This window comes from Pseudarthrobacter sp. NPDC058196 (assembly GCF_042882685.1).
Lineage (GTDB): Bacteria > Actinomycetota > Actinomycetes > Actinomycetales > Micrococcaceae > Arthrobacter.
This window is the reverse complement of sequence record NZ_JBHVVN010000001.1, coordinates 297055-314063: the sequence shown is the minus strand read 5'-3', so window position 1 is coordinate 314063 and position 17009 is coordinate 297055. Positions and strand designations below refer to the sequence as shown.

Here is a 17009-nt window from a genome sequence, read left to right as displayed (position 1 = left end):
TCGGTCGCCAGCATCATCTAAACCAATTACCCGGGCACGGGGTTCGAAGTGCGGGAAGCCAACAGCGTCAGGACCACAATCGGGGCTGCGATAACCAGGAGATGAACTGGGAGACCAAGCCCTGCCGCGGACACGATTGCCCCCAGGAAGGCGTCGAGAAAGGTGCCGCCACTGGAGGTGAATATGTCAACGTCATTCAGGAGGCTACGTGGAACTGAGGCATTACTGTCCGGCGAAGCTTATGTTCCACGTCTACGCCTTCAATACTCTGTGCGATGTCCCTTACTACTATCCCCATCCCGTACGCAAATAGGGCGACGGCAATCGCTGCGGCTGACCAGCCGAGGGAACAGGCGATGCCGACCGTCGCGGGGCGATAAGCATGCCGTCCGCCCTGACGCTAGCGGCCGTTCCAACCCGGCCGACCCTCAAGCCGGTGAACGGCATGCGGACAGAGCTCCAAGTGATAAGCAGAGAAGAAGTGCGCCCATTTGGCAGCACGACAATTGCAACGAGTCCATAAGAGCCGGGATCCTGGCGGCCCAACTCGCAATAGCGGCCGTTCATACCGAAGATCAGGAAAGTTGAACCCGCAGGGGGCCCCGGACAGTGGATTCAGTAAGGGCTGCGGTTGTCGTACAACAGGCTCCATCTGACGCCGGACTTGGAACGCGTGCCCGTGCTGGACTAGACACACAACACCGGAAGTACGAACAGAGCGGCACCGCGACCACCGCGCTGCGTTCCCACCCAGCGCTATCGTGTTCCGCGTACCAAGACGGACTCAACGCGATTTCACCCCCTCGGCCAACCGCAAAGTTGATGAGGTTCGCTCTCCACCTTCCGCGATTGGCCCGCATCAGACTGTTTCGCACGGCGGCGCCTTTCCCCATTCGCTGAAACAACGCCAGCTGGCGAATCCCTCGCTCAGCGCCTGCTTAGGGGCAGGATGAGCTGCTGGCATGGTCAGGCCCGTGCATGATCCTGTTGGTGGCTACTATCGCATCATCAATTGATTGGTGGGCAATGAAGCCGCCGGTGTTCGTGTTCCGTCGTGGTGCGGGAAAGTTGCTGCTGGAGATGTCGAGCCAGATGCGGCGTCCTGGCTTGAACATGTTGGAGGTGGCCGCCATCGGTAGGTCACTTCGTATACATTCCCGGGGGCTCGGGGGTGGCGTCCCTCACTTAAGACATCGGCCATACCGATGAGCAAGAGGAAACGTATCTGCGAAATTGCACCTGATTACTGTCAGATCTCAGAATTGCAGGAACGCTCTGGGTGGAACCCCCAATTCGGTCCCGATGCGATGGCGGCGTAGGTCCGGTGATGAGTCGAGCACCCAGTCCCGGTTTGATACCACGGGGAAGGCATGCGGTTCTGTCCTGGGTCGGTGGAAGCAGCGCTAGACGGACGTACTTCCGAACTTCCCTTCTCATGGCAGTAGTTGTTGGCGGTCCCTTTGGCAGTTGCGTTGCTTTTAGGGACGTTATGGCTGAACCGGGTCAACCAAGGCGGTACCTGGCTTGTCTATTCAATGGAGGATGGATTCTTCGACAAAGCCAAGGGGACCAAGACTGAGGTGACGCTTCTGCGCGTTGATGCCGCACAAACTGCCGGTTTGTGCGTCCCTATTATCAGTGGAACGCTCTGGTCCCTGGCCGTCCAGTTTATTATCGCCGGCGCTGCCCAGGTTCCGCCATGGCGGCTTGGACGGAAACGGATTTATTGCTTGCCGGCTGTGCGTCGCCGAGCGTCAGCTCAACCGTAGGCCTGCTGGCGTACGGATGCTCCATGTGCTGGTCCTTCAGAGCTCATCTGCATGAAGCCGTACTCGCCCTCCTATACAGCCGCTGCTAACTCTCGGGAGCGTAGGCTCCACCAGGGTCGAAGGCTCGGCCTGCTTTGCCTGAGTGCTGTCGCCGTCGCTGGTGAACTTAGACATGTACGCCCGAGGGCGATATTGAGCGGCCCGAAGCGCGGACACCGGCTACAGACAAGAAGACTAAAGCCCTCCGTAGCTTCAGGTCTGTCCGAGCCGGCAACGGGAGGTCAAGCCACTGTCGCTTACCGGCACCGCCCGGCCCCCAGAAGGGATGCGATCAGGCACCTCGCTATGACCCCTGAACAGTCTGGTTGGCATGCGGCGGATCCACCAGTCCAATCTACTCCCTAAGCCGATTTAGCAAGGCCGTCCTGTTTTCTTTCCGCCTGGAAACATTGCACGTGAGCCGGTGACGTCCAGCGTTGGCGGCAGTTACAGAACGGGGCCCAGGTGGCACTCTAGTGAGGCCGTCCCCGGGCCGCGATTAGCGATGATGACCGATATTGGCGGAACGCGTCTATCCCGACAGCTCGCGGCAATCACTCTCCTGAGATTTCGGTCACATACCGAATGCCTCATCGGCCATTCGGTCTATCTCCAATGGTTGGTGGGGCAGCACCCGCATACCTTCAATGCGTAAAGATTTGCGGGACCAGAAGCGGATGTGCCCGTTCGCGGCCATTGCCGAATCGCTGCGCTTCCGGTTTTCACACACGACAGGAGTACCTGCTATGCCAATCACTGAAAGCTCACCTCCTCAAGCCACGACAGCTGTAAGACAGGGACAGTTGCACGGCAATATTGGCTTCCTTAATCTCGTTTTCACCATCCTCGCCTACAACGGCCCCATGGTAGTGTTCCTCGGATTTATCCCCATCGTCATACTCCTAGGCAACGGAGTCGGGACACCGGCCATGATTATCGTGTGCGGTATCGTTGCCGTGCTTTTTACGGCCGGCCTGGTTGCAATGGGCTTACGACTTCCGAAACCGGGCGGCTTCTACTCAATTGCCTCTGCAGGTCTGGGTAAAGTCGTCGGCCTGGGGGCGGGTTACACAGCCATGGTTTGCTACTTTGCAGCCAATTTGGGCGCTTATGCTCTAGGCGGTGTAGCTGCCGAAAGCTTTTTGCGTGACATCGGCGGCCCTGAGCTTCCATGGTGGATCTACGGGCTTGGAATGTTCGCTGTCACGTCATTCCTCGGCTACATGAACATTGATTTTTCGGCAAAAGTGCTCACTTTTTTCTTGGCTCTTGAGCTTCTCCTCATGCTTGCATACAACATTTCTGTGGTGTCGCAGGGCGGGGCTCAAGGATTGGGCCTAGATAGCTTTCAGCCGGAGAACATCTTCAGCGGCTCAATCGGCATCGCATTCCTCCTCGGGATTGGTATGTACGGCGGATTCGAAGCCAGCGTCATCTTCCGCGACGAGGTGAAACGGCCGGAGAAAACTGTCCCGCGTGCCACATATACCGTGGTCGTCGTGCTCACTATCCTCTATGCATTCACTGCGTGGTCATTCATCAATTCCTACGGACCGCAAGCAATCATGGGGGTCCTGAGTTCCAATGCAGCCGAATCATCGTTCGAAAGCGTCCGGCACTTCACGGGGGACTTCGCTTACCTAGCGGCAACAATGCTTCTGATTACAAGTAATTTCGCCCTCTCCCTGGCAAGTCACAACATCGTCTCGCGGTACTTGTTCAACCTCAGCACGGACGGTGTCATCGTCAAATCCCTCTCACACGTCCACAGGCGCCACGCATCCCCTCACAAGGCTTCGGTAGCTGTCAGCGCCTTCGTCGCAGTCGGTATTCTCCTTTTTTCTGGCATGGAAGGAGGACTAGCCTACGCTCGCTTGGCTGGTATTTACGCCTACGCCTTCGCAATCCTGATGGCTGTCGCGGCACTGGCGATCACAGTCTTCCTCGCGAAAGACATGACAGGAGGACGAAGAGCCCTCTGGCAGGCCGTAGCTACCGGAATCTCCACCGTGTTTCTGGTCATCGCACTTGTTTTGGCCACGACAAACTTCGAGCTAATCATTGGAACAGAAGGTACTCTCACGTGGCTGATCCTTGCCGTTATTCTCGGTGTCATCGGGACGGGGATGGTTACCGCGGCCGTATACAAGAAGCGCCGGCCCGACATTTACGCCCGAATCGGTCGAGATGACGCAGGGGATATCGTTCCGCGGATCGAGTAAATAGGTAACGGAATGTGGAGGCTTCAAGATACAGTTCTGGCTCTGGGAGTCACGGTGTGTTGACCTACATTAACCTCATCAGGGTCTTCTGCAGCCATCGTGGGATACAACCCCGCCCATGGACGCAGGCAGCGCCTGCTCCTGCTGAAAGCCGCACGCTTCAGGAAGCAAAGTCGAGACGAATTCCAGGAGACACCTCAGGAAGGGTCAACACCCAGCAAGCATGACAGTCTTGGAAATTGCCCACGTTTTCGTGAATCTTGTTGTTGGATCTCCTGTTTTCGGGCTGGTTGCCGCCGGAGATGATTTGTGCACGGTTAGAACGCCGCGCGGGGTCCCGCTTTCGGGAGTCTTGCGGCACCCCACCATATTCCAGCGGCACTCCAAGTAGTGACCGCTCAAGACCGGAGCTGGGCCTCGACGCCCGGAGGAAAGTGAAGTTCAAGATGAAGACAACGTCCGTGACGATCTCTGAGACAGCAGCAGGAGGGTCTACAACAGTAATGAAAGCGACCGTTCTCACCGGCCATGGTGGCATCGACAAACTGGAATTCCGCACGGATTATCCCGCCCCAGCACCCCAGCAGGACGAGGTGCTTATCACGGTCGGCGCATGCGGTCTTAACAACACCGACATCAACACACGCACCGGCTGGTACGACAGGGTGGTCGAAACCAATCTCTCGGAGGATCTAGGCCTGAAAGGCCGTGATGACGATGCCGGGCTGTCGTGGACAGGTGCCTCCATCCCGTTTCCCAGGGTGCAGGGCGCTGCGGTCGTAGGTCGAATCACTGCAGTGGGTCCCGGTGTGGACTCCGCACGGATCGGTGAACGTGTAATCGTAGACCCATCAATCCGTGACGAATCGTTGCCGGCCCGTGCTCAAATGAGCGGGTATCTCGGCAGCGAACGGGATGGCGGATACGCTGAGTTGGTCGCAGTCCCGGCGGTAAACGCTCACCCCATCCAATCAGACCTGACTGATGCTGAGCTGGCCACCTTCCCATGCTCGTATGACACGGCCGAAGAAATGCTTGAGCGCGCAGGCCTGTCTGAGGGAGAGACGGTGGTAATCACAGGGGCAGCCGGAGGCGTCGGCACTGCCCTTATTCAACTTGCACGAATCCGTGGAGCACGCGTCGTAGCAGTTGCTAGCGGATCCAAGGAAGAACGGCTGCGCGCTCTCGGCGCACACGACTTTGTTGCACGTGAAAGCCAGGATCTGCAGGCCGAGGTGGAACGTCTCATCGGCGAGCGTGGCGCCCACGTTGCTGCAGACGTCGTCGGGGGTGACATGTTTGGCGTTCTCATGAAGGTCCTGAAACCAGCCGGGCGTTACACCACGGCGGGCGCCATCGGCGGACCAATCACCCGCATCGACCTGCGGGAACTGATCTACAAGGACCTCGAAATGCACGGCATCACAAACCCCACAGCGTCGACCTTTGCACGCTTGGTGGGACTGATTCAGAGCGGTCAACTCAAGCCCCTTCTGGAAGCAACATATAAGCTCCAGGACCTGCCGGAGGCACAAACACTGATGATCAAGAGGTCCCACGTAGGCAAGATCGTCGTCACCCCGTAGGGCTGGATCTATTCGACTGTGCCGGGGCTCATTGAGAGGAAGCGTCAGTGAGCCCCGGCCCTCTAAGTTAAAGACTCATACCGAAGGACATTGTCGCTCCCATCGCGTCGCCAAGTAATGAGGTCTTTCGTTATCAGAAGAAGATGCGCCTACTTGCCCAGAGTGCCCGTCGGACAGCGCCAGGTTGTCTTTTACGATGCGCAGTTGATGGCTCGGGTACATCTCCATCCCCGTGCGCGATGAGTAGTAGCGAACATCCCTGCTGATCGGTGGATGAAATACTTCAGCCCGCCACCAGTAGCTTTCGCATCTATGGACGCTGCCAAGGAGGCCATCATCGCGAGGCCTAGAGGCCCGCTTTGACAGATCTGCCGAACAAGGCGCCAACCGTACCCAAGCCTGGAAACAGACCGCGGTTCGGGACCCGCAGGCCTAGGGCGTGTCTCCTAAACCCTGTTTGGTTTAGCCGGGATGCTTGAGGGGTGTCTCGTACTTCTGTTTTGACTGATGGGCAGTGGGCCCGCATCCAGCCGTTGCTGCCATCCTCTGCTGGCCGGCGGGGACGTCCTTTCCGGGACGACCGCCGAGTGGTCGAGGGCATCATCTACCGGTACCGGTGCGGGATCGCCTGGCGGGATGTACCCGAAGAGTTCGGTCCTTGGCAGACCATTTGGAAGCGTCATCGCCGCTATAGCGGTGACGAAACCTGGGACAGCATCCTGGCGGCACTGCTGACGGTCGCCGATACCCGGGGTGAAGTGGACTGGTCGGTCTCGGTCGACTCGACGGTGAACCGTGCCCACCAGCACGGCACTAACCTTCCCCGCACCACAGGGGGCCGGCTCGAATTACATGAATCTGTTTGCTGAACCGGAAGATCACGCCATTGGCCGTTCCCGCGGCGGACTGAGCACCAAGATCCACGCTCTGGTGGACGGCAAAGGCCGGCCTTTGGTCCTGCTGGTCGCGCCGGGCCAGGGTGGCGACGCTCCAATGTTCGCCCACCTGATGAACCAGTTGAAGATCCACCGGGTGGGTCCGGGAAGGCCCCGAACCCGCCCGGACCGGGTCCGCGGTGACAAGGCCTACTCTTCAAGAGCGATCCGGACCCACCTTCGCGACCGCGGCATTACCGCAGTCATCCCGCAACCGTCCGACCAGATCGGCCACCGGAAGCGAAGAGGTTCCACCGGTGGCCGACCACCCGCCTTCGACAAAGAGGACTACAAAGGCCGCAACGTCGTCGAACGCAACTTCAACACCTTCAAACAGTGGCGAGCCTTGGCGACCCGCTACGACAAGCTCGCCCTGACCTACCGCGGCGGAGCAGTCCTCCGAGCAATCAGCATCTGGCTGACAGCTTTAGGAGACACGCCCTAGTCCCGTAGCGATGATGTAGAGCGCACTGTTTGCTGCGCGATCGCCGCTGCGGGAGAGCCGGTGCCGCCCGGTTGTCCGTCCGCTACTGGCCGGTTGCGGTGCAACTCCACAGAGTTTCGCGAACGCGGACTCGTTACGGATCCTGTCGGTGTTATCCCCGACCGTGACCAGGAACTGTCCAGCAATTTCGGTGCCCACGCCGTGGAGATGAATGAGGTCGGGGGCAGCATTTGTCACAAGCGCATCAATCTGAGCGTTGAGCTGCTTGATCTCATCGTCCAGCGCCTTCCAACGGCGCGCGAGGTCCGGCAGTGCAAGCTTGGTCCCTGCCAGGTGCATCCGTTCGGGAGCGGTTGTTAGTGACATGAGATCCTCGGTCGCGGGGCGGAGTCGCAGGCACCTGTTCACGAGGGTGCGCATGGTGAGGTCGACCAGCTCGTCGCGCAACGCTGAGGGAGCGCAGATCACGATGCCCAACAAGGTGTTGAAAGCTTGAGTTCGTGCTTTCACGGCGCTGGACCGAGTGACACGGAGGGTTCGGATAACCTCGATTGTCCCTGATTTGCTTTTCGGGATGGCTGTGGAGGTTTCCCCCAGAACGGCGCGAGCCCTTTGTTCGACGTCTAGGCGATCAGATTTGCCGTCCATCCGACGGGCTATCCGATTGGGCCGGTTCACCTCGATCACATGCTCACCTTGCGGGTCAATTCGCGCGCGAGTGCGGCACCGAATGATCCTTTGCTCTCCACCCCAATCAAGGCGAGGTGGCCACAGCAGCGCATCCAGGACTGTAATGCTGCGTATCCGGGAGAGGTGGCGGGGAACTCCCGATGGCCGAGCAGCCGGCCGTGGTCGTCGATCAGGGCGGCATAGTGGGTGTGCTTGTGGGTGTCGACTCCACCAATGACCGTGACATCGTCGATCAGGGTTGTCATGCTGGAAACGCTCCTTCCGTGCTGGATGAATGAACGGATGAGGGCGAGCCGGCGGGGCGGGCGGCAGGTCTGTGACGGGGCTTCTAGTCGAAGCTCCTGACTTGTTTCATTGATGGTGGGATGCCGCAGGATCTGCAGTCTTGTAGCGTCCAGGGTGTCAGCCGGCACAGGTCCGCAAGCTCCTTGCCGCCCGGTATGGTCCGGGTTGGCTCACTGATAGCGTGCCGCGCCGCTGACACCCGCCCGGGGCGTGGCTCGACAGAGGCATGCAAACACTCCAAGTCAGGGTGCCCGCCACGGGTGATTCATCACCGACATCGGCGAAGGGAACCCGGACGTGATCGTTATCGGCATCGACCCGCATAAATCCTCAATCACCGCCTCAGCCATCGATTCCTCGGGCTGTCAGCTCGCGGTGCGGCGCTTCGTGGTCAACGCGGGCACCGCCAAGCAACTGCTGGGCTGGGTCGCGCAATGGCCTGAACGCAGGTTCGCTATCGAGGGTGCCAACGGGCTGGGACACGAAATCGCCCAGATCCTTGTTGCCCGTGGGGAGTCAGTTGTCGATGTGCCCTCGACACTGGCCATGAAGGTCGGGGTTCTTTCTACCGACGGTGGCCGTAAGAGTGACCCGGCCGATGCGTTCGCTATTGCCGTCATTGCCCTGCGGCAGGAGAACTTGCGCCCAGTCACCGCCGAAAACCAGAGCACGATTTTTCGCCTGCTGGCAGAACGTCGCGAAGACCTCGGCCACGAACGCGCCCGGCTGCTCAACCGCCTGCACCGGCTCCTGCGCGAACTGATACCAGGCGGCGTCGATCCCGGACTCAGTGCCGAAAAGGCTGCCGCCGCGCTGCGCACCGCCCGGCCGGCAACAGCCACCGACGCAATCAGACGCGAGCTCGCCCGGGAATTGCTGGCCGACCTGCGGCGCATCGATGCAGGCATCAAAAACAACGAGGCACAAACCCGCGACGCCCTGGCCGCATCGGCTACCACGTTGCAGGAGATCCCCGGAGTCGGCGTCGTCCTGGCGGCAAAGCTCCTGGGCCACGTCGGCGACATCACCCGATTCCCCAGCGCCTCACATTTCGCCAGTTACACGGGCACCGCACCCCTGGACGCCTCAAGCGGCCACCAAATCCGCCACAGACTCAACACCGGAGGTAACCGACAGCTGAACTCGGTGTTGCACATCATGGCCCTCTGCCAAAGCCGTGACCCGGGGCCAGGCCGGACTACTACCTAAAGAAAACCGCCGAAGGAAAAACACCCCCCGAAGCCCGCAGAGCACTCAAACGACGCCTCTCCAACGTCCTCTACCGGCGGATCCTGCACGACCACCACCAGGCCGAAAAGACCGCTGCTTGACACAAAGAGGCGCTATCAGGTCAGATCCGTCTGGCCGGCGCACTCTACGGTGCTGCGCCGCGCCCAGTCGACAAATCGAACGAAGGACACCATGGTCCGACTTTGGCCGGGGTCAGACCGGACCCAACGCAGCACCACAATAAGTCTTCATAGACTTGCCGTTGGTTTGGATTCGCTAGGGCCCTGGTGCGCTCGCGCCCGATCCCGGATCTCGCCAGGACAGCGACGCAGGCACGGGAGCGATAGCTGGAGGCGTTATCGAACAGCACCCTCGCATTTACACGTCTCGCGCGCTGAACGTGGCGATGGTGCTTGCGCATGGACGCCGACGCAGTTTTCTTGGTCTGTCCGACAGGAGTTCGGAGTAGACGAACCGGGAACGGTCACCCACTTCCTGATGCAGGACGGTGTAGCCGCGGTCTTCGGTCCGGCCCTTTCGGCTAAGTTCCGGCCCTGGGCGTTCACTTCTCTTTGGGAGCGACCCTGAACGGGGTGTACCCCGCCGTTGGGATGCGTCGGGGTTTCTTGATGTCCATGCGGATCATTTCGTTCGGCCAGGCATGTTCGTACCGGCCGGCGCGGTCCCGGCCACGGACCCTGATCCCCGGGGCTGGCTGGGTGAAGCCCAGCGGCCGACACAGGTGGACCGTGAAGACGTTTTTGTGCTTGTGATAAGCGGATCCGGACCGCTTCCCAGCACCGGTTCACACGCAGTCCCAGCACGCGCCACCCGGTGCACCTCCCGGTCGGGTGCGGGCAGGGCAGTGCCCGGCTCGTTTATTCCCTACAGCCCCGCCTCGCCTAGCTCGCTGTAGCGTACGGACCAGTAGGCAGCGGTCGGGACAGAAACATCAGACCTCTCCGTCTCGCCGCGCAAAGGCCGGCTGTCAATCAGGATGCACTGGGCCAGCTGCAGCGCCCCGAATAAGTAGAAAGAGGCTTTACGGCGTTAGATACGCAAAGAGACCTCCCGACGTGTGTGCGTTCTCGACAAAGCACCGTACAACACCCGGAGGTCCTCTTATTGCCCAAAGCCAATCCCCGGTCATCAACCTGCTGGACGGTCCACTTAGCGACCGTCCTGGGCCTCGGTCGGTTGCAACAAGGGCCGGTCCTCCGGGACCGGCCCTTGCCGGGTAGGTGAGCCTTACACTAGCTCGGGTCGGCGGAGGCTCTCTGCGCCGCCGTCGATGAAGATAACTTGGCCAGTCACAAAGCTGTTATCCGGACTTGTAAGCCAAGCAAGGAGGTTCGCCACTGCGGAGGGGTTCGCGGCCGGCCCTCCGAAAGGTGCTGGCGCGAGCTCATTTAGAGATGCACGGCCTTCTTCAGTCTCAAGAACTGAAGTGGTCATGGGCGAAAGGATCACCCCTGGGGCAACAGCGTTGAGAGCGATACCCTCCTTAGCCCAAGAAGCCGAAGGAGCATTGCGCCGCACCCAACGGGCAAGAGAGAGCTTAGTCGTTGTGTAAACGGTGCTGGCACCCGCGATATCCTTTGCTTCCGCGAGGGAATCGGCATGCGCCCGTGCAGCCCCTTCGTCACCCGACTCGATGAGATCAAGGAGAGTCTTATCGAACTCGTCGATGATCGCTCGCGAGGCCACTACAGCTGCGCGCGGCCGCTCGGCAGCAGCGAGGAGAGGCCGCAGTCCTTCAAGGGTCGCCACTGCACCAAAGTGATTGACTGCCACTGAGGGCGACGATGAGGCCAGAACTCCTGCAATCGCCAGTACACCGTCCAGCACTCCGCCGCTCAGCTCAGTAGCCTTACTTACAAGCTCAGCGCGGCCCTTTTCCGTGCTAAGGTCCACCTCGATATCGGCGTCTCGAAGATCTACGCCAATTACGCGGTGTCCATCCAAACGCAGTTTCTCTGCCGTGGCCTTACCGATTCCGGAAGCGGAGCCCGTTACTACATATGTACGTGTCATGTTGCCTGGTTCCTGTTCGTGTGTGCTTTGTTTCTAAGTCCGGCGTCGTGTCCGATGCCCCTCACAGCTCCCCCAGTGCGCGGCGATTCACGGTTTGCAGGGCGGCCATTTGACCACCGTCAACCGTGACGACAGAGCCAGTCGTGAAGCCGCCGCCAGGGCTAGCAAGCCATACCACCGTGCTGCCGATATGCTGAGGCTTGCCGATGACCTTGAGAGGGTTCAATGGGAACGGCTCCTCACCCGAAACCATAGACTCAGGCGCGATCGTTGAAGTTGATGTGGAATGGATCCACCCTGGAGCAATAGCGTTGACGGTAATGCCATGGCCAGCAAGGTCTACCGCCATTGCCTTTGCCAGGGCCGAGACGCCGCCCTTACTTACGGTGTACGGGGCGCTGTTCGGCTCCGCGGCCGACGCGCAGACCGATGAGATCAGAATGATGCTGCCGCCGTTACCAGCCGCGGCCATACGCTGCGCCGCCGCCTGACCGCTGAAGTAGACACCCTTAAGATTGACCCCAAGCACTCGGTCCCAATCTTCTTCGGTCATCTCCAGGAAGGGGCTGTAGCTAGAGGTTCCTGCATTCGCGACAAGAATGTCGAGACTGCCGAAGGTCGAAATCGCATGGTCACATAGGGCCTGTACTTCTTCGCGCTGTGACACGTCGCAGGCATATGCCGAGACAGGGCCAAGCGCACTTAGTTCCTGCTCGACCTCCCGAAGTGCGCTTTCCGCCCGTTGGGCGATGACTACCTTCGCTCCAGCCTTCAAAAGCTCCTCAGCGATGCCACGCCCAATTCCGCGTCCGGCACCAGTTACCACCGCTACTTTGCCCTCAAGCTGGCTCATTAATCAGTTCCTTTCGTTCATTTTTCGGCCGTAGGTCAGCTGCTCGAGACAACGGATATCTCCTACGGAGTTGCCTACACACCGAGGCGATGAGTAAACAGGTCGCGTCGAGTTGCTCAACAAGATGCAGTCAGTGCAGAGTCCAGGGATGGCCAGCGGCTTCCCTTGTTTGCCAATAGGAAATCTTGGTCATGTTGCCTCCTGAACTTTCAATGAAGAAGGTGATCCGGGAAGCCACCTGTCTCACCACTAGTGAATAGCCATGACGCGCCTCCCGAATACTGGGAAAATTCCAGTGAGCTGGCCACTCTTTGTGGGAGTCACAAAAGTTGGCTTGCGCTGGAGGGTGGGCCTGTCCGCGTCCACCTGGTCCGATGGGCTTCCGGCGGTGGGGGCGATACCTCGGCGGAATCCGCCAGGGTGACGGGACACCACTTAAAGACGGGATTGGTGCCGTCGCCTATGAAGGAGCGGTCTGCTCCCAAGTCCCGGGGATGGCTTCCCTGCGAGTCGCTGAGTAGACGGGCCGAGTCAGGTTACTCAACAAGTTGCACTTGGCCGATGTCTGCAGCGGAAGGCTCAAGGCCGGCGTCAACCACAAGCTTTGCAAGGGTGCCGTCCTTGCGTCTCATAGGTTATCCACCGCTCCTGCTATCAGGGAGATACGTCCACGGATCCTACTTCCAGTCGTGGATAAGCTGAATTGACCCCAGCCATGGACGGATAAGAGTCGCCATCAGGCCGGCCGCGTGATCAGCGAGCACGGATTTGCCCGCCCGCCCCGACAGGTTGACGGAGATCCGTTATTGGCGTAATAAATCGGGTGGTCCTTGAGTAAAGGTGCCGTATGGGCAAACGCTCAACATTTCGGATTAGTCCGAGCCGCCAGAAACCAAGTCTGTGCGCCAGCCGCGCGCGTGGTGCTCTGTCACATCTTTGCAATTTGCTAGACGGGAGCCGCGAATGCAAACACAACTAACATTGCTGCGGCCATTAGTGTGCGGTGGCGCGGACGCTGGTTTGTAATTCTGCGTTCCAGCTTCTTGCCAGCTTTGCCACTGCATGCCAAGCTTGTGGCACTCAGTTACCGAATTGCGATGAAGCGAAGATTGGAAGGGCGATTATGCCTTTAATGATGGATGCAGAGATTGCTGCTGTCCTCGCCTCTGCCCTGGAGGCAGCCGGAGAGGTGCCACCTACCCCTCGCGGCGATGCCCAGGCCCTAAGAGAGGTAACGAACGCCACTCTTGCCGCTATGGACGCAGGGGATCCAGAGTTTCCTAATGTCCTGACCGAAGATCACGCAGTGACGGTTGGGGACGGGTCGTCGATCCTCGCCCGATGGTACACAAAGGCAGGATCCAGACCTGGTTCTGCTGTCCTCTACCTTCACGGCGGAGGCATGATTTGCGGGTCGGTGGACTTGTATGACGGCGTCGTCGCCAAGTATGTCGAGGAGACGGGGGTGCCTTTCCTGTCTGTCGACTACCGACTGGCACCCGAGCACCCTGGAACCACCCTCGTCACTGACAGCCACTCCGCACTCACTTGGCTGGTTGAGCGGGGGGAAGACTTCGGCGTAGACCCAGCTCGTGTAGCGGTCCTGGGCGACAGCGGAGGCGGAGGCGTCGCCGCCGGCGTCGCGATCGCAGCCAGAGAGGCCAGAACGCCGCTTGCCGCTCAAATACTCATCTATCCCATGCTTGATGACCGCAACGTCGAACCGGATGCTCACATCGCTCCCTTTGCCACCTGGACGTACGACAATAACTACACCGGCTGGCATGCGCTCCTAGGAGATGATCTCGGCACGGAACGAGTGTCACCCCTTGCCGCCCCCGCCAGGCTGTCAAGGTTCGACGGGCTCGCTCCTGCTTTCATCGATGTCGGTGATCTTGACATCTTCAGGGATGAAAACATCGCGTATGCTCGCAACCTGCTAAGTGCCGGTGTACCGTGCGAACTCCATGTCCGGCCCGGTAGCCTGCATGCATTCGATCGGCTGGCGCCTAATGCAAGAGTGTCCGCGGCATCGTGGACTGACCGATGCAGAGCAATTACCGCCATCTAGTTGGTAGTCTGCCGTCATAGAGGTTCCCGACGTGGAACGGCGAACTAACCGCTGAAGAACGAGAGGCCAATTATGGTTCTAACAATTGAGCCAGCATGGGCAACTCACAGCGACGAGCCTAATCGTTCGCGAACAGCTCAGCGCCTAGCTATTCGCCGGGCAACGCTACCGTTGCTCATTCAACGTGGATATGACGCCGTCACAATCGAGGACATCATCGGAATAGCGGGGATTTCTCGACGCACGTTTTTCCGCCTTTTCGGGGGCAAGGATCAACTAGTTTCCTGCGACCACGAGGTATACCACCGCGAGATGCACACTTACCTTCTCCAGCATCAGGGGCAGCGTTCCATCGGTCGCGCCGCAAGGGGTGCGGCACTGATCGTAGACAGCCTTACCGCAGTCCGCGAAGACTCGCTCGAACGAGCTGCCCTCCTTGCATCGAGCTCCGCTCTCTCTGCCGAGGAAAACCGCTGGTTTGACAGGCATCAAACAACTATCGCCAGCTTCTTGACTGACCACACGAATCTCCGAACGACCATCCAGGCCGAAATGACAGCCGCCGCGATCATCACCGGCGCTCGAATCGCGATGCGTGACTACCTTCAGCATCCGGATATATCAGCCCCCACCAGGTTTAAAGAGGCAACCGCGTCGCTTACCCGTTACCAGTCGGACGCCATACGTCAAGTCGCAGTTGTTGAGACATCGCTGCCCCTCGACGAGATACTCGCGCGGATAAACAATCCCTGATCCGCCTGATCCGCCCCTATGCAACTCATGGCTCCACACGCGCGAGCACTCCCGGGACCAGCCTGGGCAACCAGCCAAACGAAATCACCGAACAGTTAGCCGCCTAACTCCCGTTGGTACAGCTCACCTTGAAAATTTCCGGCAGCGGAATCCCTAGCTGACGTTGTTACACGCCGAATGCAATATCTGCGATTCGGCCTATCTCCAATGGTTGGTGCGGTAGCACCCGCATACCTTCAGCTGGTACAGAATGCCCTAGCCAATACCAACAGGACGCGGCGCCGCAATCGCCTGCCGCCGTTCAACTTACCAATGAGGAGATTCTCATGAAACACGTATATGAGCCTGACGTCAGCATGCCGCTAAGGGACGGGATCACACTGGTGGCTGACATCTGGCGGCCTTTGGAGGGCACAGCCCCCGCTCTGCTCGTGCGGACGCCTTACGGAAAGCGGGCGCCCTTCATGTACGGCGGCAGCCCGTCCCTAATTCCTGGCATTATGGCGCTGGTAAACGCCGGATACGCGGTGGTCTTCCAAGACGCGCGGGGAACCTTTGGTTCCAAGGGCGAGTTTCAACCCAAGATAAACGAAATCGTCGATGGCCAGGACACGGTGGCGTGGATCATTAGGCAAGACTGGTCTAACGGGATGGTCGGCATGTACAGCGGCTCCTACATGGGCATGACTCAGTGGGCCTTGGCGATAAAGAACACACCCGGGTTGAAGGCAATCGCACCCGCGATGTCAGCAACCGACTGGTACTCCGAGCTCTTGTATTCAAAGGGCGGAGCCCTGTCCCTGAGCTTCGTCACCTGGTGGAACGCCTTCATGTATGCCGCCGAGGAACAACGGGACCTTGAGAGCGGCAAAACGACCGATCCCAGCGCGCTGACGCAGCTCGGCAACGCACTCATGGACCCGATATCGCTGAATGAACCCACCCCTGTCGCGGATCTGCCGGTTCTCGGGAGGGGACGGTGGTTTGATGACTGGCTATCCCATCCTGACTTCGACGGTTACTGGGCAGGCCAAGACTGGTCTCCTATGGTCAGTTCGGTCGCGGTTCCTGTCTTGGCAACCGGCGGTTGGTACGACCTTAAGATCCATGGGACAGTCGCCGACTTCGTCCGGGTCCGAACCCAGGGCGCTTCGGAGGAAGCGCGCGAGAACTCCCGCCTGATCATCGGGCCTTGGGACCACGAAAACCTTACAGGGAAGTACCCCGACCGGCATTTCGGGCCGTTGAGCCTCGGCAACGTCGGCGATGAACACATCGCTTTCTTCGATCAGACGCTCCGTGGCCTCACCCCCGAAACCCCTGCGCCCAGGGTACGGATCTTCGTTATGGGCACTGACCAATGGCGCGACGAACAGGACTGGCCACTGCCGGATACCTCCTACACGGATTACCACCTGCACAGCGGCGGCGCGGCCAACACCCGCCATGGTGACGGAACCCTCCAGCCCCTTCCCTCCCCGACAAACGCCCACGACGAATTCCGGTACGACCCCCGCGATGCGGTACCTACCGCAGGCGGCGCGCTCCTGCCATCCGAGCCGGGACTGGTCGGACCGGTCGACCAAAGGGTTGTAGATTCCCGCACCGACGTCCTGTGCTACACCGGGCCCGTCCTCGAAGAGCCCATCGAGGTCACCGGGCACGTCGAGCTCAAGGTCTTCGTCTCTTCCAACGCTCTGGATACCGACATCACCGCAAAACTCGTAGATGTCTTCCCCGACGGTCGGGCGATCAATCTCTGCGACGGCATCTTGCGGCTGCGCTACCGCAACGACCTCTCCAACCCCACACCCCTGGCCCCCGGGGAAGTGTACGAAGTAACCGTACCAATGGCGGCCACCTCCAACGTGTTCCTGCCAGGACACCGTATCCGGCTCGACATCTCCAGCAGCAACTTCCCGCATTACGACCGGAACACGAACACCGGCGGCTTCATCGCCTACGAATCACTCGATCAGGCGATCGTCGCCACCAACAGGATCGTGCACGGACCTGACCATCCCAGCCGGCTCATCCTGCCCCTGATCAAGCGTTGAGCGAAGAAACGGATGAGATGTTGTCATAACAGGACGATTC

At 59.7% G+C, this 17009-nt stretch carries 12 protein-coding genes; 7 read left to right on the top strand and 5 right to left on the bottom strand.

Annotated features, from left to right (window positions below; genetic code table 11):
• Window positions 1–938: 938 nt before the first annotated feature.
• Window positions 939–1115 carry a hypothetical protein gene (locus ACFVVC_RS01420; protein WP_387448869.1) on the bottom strand — a complete coding sequence of 59 codons (177 nt, stop codon included), beginning with the start codon at window positions 1113–1115 and terminating at the stop codon, window positions 939–941.
• A 1439-nt stretch (window positions 1116–2554) separates the two neighbouring features.
• Between ACFVVC_RS01420 and ACFVVC_RS01415 the strand changes: the two genes are divergently transcribed.
• The 3 genes from ACFVVC_RS01415 (at window position 2555) to ACFVVC_RS01405 (ending at window position 6996) form a co-directional block, all read left to right on the top strand.
• Window positions 2555–4030, top strand: a complete 1476-nt coding sequence (locus tag ACFVVC_RS01415; RefSeq protein ID WP_387448166.1) for an APC family permease — start codon at window positions 2555–2557, stop codon at window positions 4028–4030.
• Window positions 4031–4464: 434 nt separating this feature from the next.
• Window positions 4465–5616 carry an alcohol dehydrogenase family protein gene (locus tag ACFVVC_RS01410; RefSeq protein ID WP_387448164.1) on the top strand — a complete coding sequence of 384 codons (1152 nt, stop codon included), beginning with the start codon at window positions 4465–4467 and terminating at the stop codon, window positions 5614–5616.
• Between the two features lie 482 nt (window positions 5617–6098).
• Window positions 6099–6996 (top strand): IS5 family transposase gene (locus ACFVVC_RS01405; protein WP_387448163.1). Its coding sequence is split into 2 segments (ribosomal slippage): window positions 6099–6449 and window positions 6451–6996, totalling 897 coding nucleotides; the frame shifts between segments, so codons are not numbered across the junction.
• Here the strand turns inward: ACFVVC_RS01405 and ACFVVC_RS01400 are convergent.
• On the bottom strand, window positions 6979–7683 hold the full coding sequence (locus ACFVVC_RS01400) for a transposase (RefSeq protein ID WP_387448161.1): 705 nt from the start codon (window positions 7681–7683) through the stop codon (window positions 6979–6981). The genes ACFVVC_RS01405 and ACFVVC_RS01400 overlap by 18 nt on opposite strands.
• Window positions 7680–7931 (bottom strand): transposase, encoded by a 252-nt coding sequence (locus ACFVVC_RS01395; protein ID WP_387448160.1) that lies wholly within the window; start codon window positions 7929–7931, stop codon window positions 7680–7682. Before ACFVVC_RS01395 ends, ACFVVC_RS01400 begins: the two co-directional genes overlap by 4 nt.
• Before the next feature lie 337 nt (window positions 7932–8268).
• Here ACFVVC_RS01395 and ACFVVC_RS01390 point away from each other — a divergent pair, with 337 nt between their 5' ends.
• Window positions 8269–9180, top strand: a complete 912-nt coding sequence (locus tag ACFVVC_RS01390) for an IS110 family transposase (protein ID WP_387448158.1) — start codon at window positions 8269–8271, stop codon at window positions 9178–9180.
• A 1269-nt stretch (window positions 9181–10449) separates the two neighbouring features.
• Here the strand turns inward: ACFVVC_RS01390 and ACFVVC_RS01385 are convergent.
• Window positions 10450–11235 (bottom strand): SDR family oxidoreductase, encoded by a 786-nt coding sequence (locus tag ACFVVC_RS01385; RefSeq protein WP_387448156.1) that lies wholly within the window; start codon window positions 11233–11235, stop codon window positions 10450–10452.
• A gap of 61 nt (window positions 11236–11296) precedes the next feature.
• On the bottom strand, window positions 11297–12088 hold the full coding sequence (locus ACFVVC_RS01380) for an SDR family NAD(P)-dependent oxidoreductase (RefSeq protein WP_387448154.1): 792 nt from the start codon (window positions 12086–12088) through the stop codon (window positions 11297–11299).
• A 1132-nt stretch (window positions 12089–13220) separates the two neighbouring features.
• Between ACFVVC_RS01380 and ACFVVC_RS01375 the strand changes: the two genes are divergently transcribed.
• The 3 genes from ACFVVC_RS01375 (at window position 13221) to ACFVVC_RS01365 (ending at window position 16969) form a co-directional block, all read left to right on the top strand.
• Window positions 13221–14159, top strand: coding sequence for an alpha/beta hydrolase (locus ACFVVC_RS01375; RefSeq protein WP_387448152.1), 939 nt, complete (start codon window positions 13221–13223; stop codon window positions 14157–14159).
• A 72-nt stretch (window positions 14160–14231) separates the two neighbouring features.
• On the top strand, window positions 14232–14912 hold the full coding sequence (locus ACFVVC_RS01370) for a TetR family transcriptional regulator (RefSeq protein ID WP_387448150.1): 681 nt from the start codon (window positions 14232–14234) through the stop codon (window positions 14910–14912).
• A 326-nt stretch (window positions 14913–15238) separates the two neighbouring features.
• Window positions 15239–16969 (top strand): CocE/NonD family hydrolase, encoded by a 1731-nt coding sequence (locus ACFVVC_RS01365; protein WP_387448148.1) that lies wholly within the window; start codon window positions 15239–15241, stop codon window positions 16967–16969.
• Window positions 16970–17009: the final 40 nt, after the last annotated feature.

What these genes read in the sequence shown, in the direction of transcription:
- ACFVVC_RS01395 (WP_387448160.1), bottom strand. Translation starts at nt 7,931, where the DNA reads ATGACAACCCTGATCGACGATGTCACGGTCATTGGTGGAGTCGACACC.
- ACFVVC_RS01370 (WP_387448150.1), top strand. Translation starts at nt 14,232, where the DNA reads ATGGTTCTAACAATTGAGCCAGCATGGGCAACTCACAGCGACGAGCCT.
- ACFVVC_RS01420 (WP_387448869.1), bottom strand. Translation starts at nt 1,115, where the DNA reads ATGTTCAAGCCAGGACGCCGCATCTGGCTCGACATCTCCAGCAGCAAC.
- ACFVVC_RS01365 (WP_387448148.1), top strand. Translation starts at nt 15,239, where the DNA reads ATGAAACACGTATATGAGCCTGACGTCAGCATGCCGCTAAGGGACGGG.
- ACFVVC_RS01375 (WP_387448152.1), top strand. Translation starts at nt 13,221, where the DNA reads ATGATGGATGCAGAGATTGCTGCTGTCCTCGCCTCTGCCCTGGAGGCA.
- ACFVVC_RS01385 (WP_387448156.1), bottom strand. Translation starts at nt 11,235, where the DNA reads ATGACACGTACATATGTAGTAACGGGCTCCGCTTCCGGAATCGGTAAG.
- ACFVVC_RS01415 (WP_387448166.1), top strand. Translation starts at nt 2,555, where the DNA reads ATGCCAATCACTGAAAGCTCACCTCCTCAAGCCACGACAGCTGTAAGA.
- ACFVVC_RS01380 (WP_387448154.1), bottom strand. Translation starts at nt 12,088, where the DNA reads ATGAGCCAGCTTGAGGGCAAAGTAGCGGTGGTAACTGGTGCCGGACGC.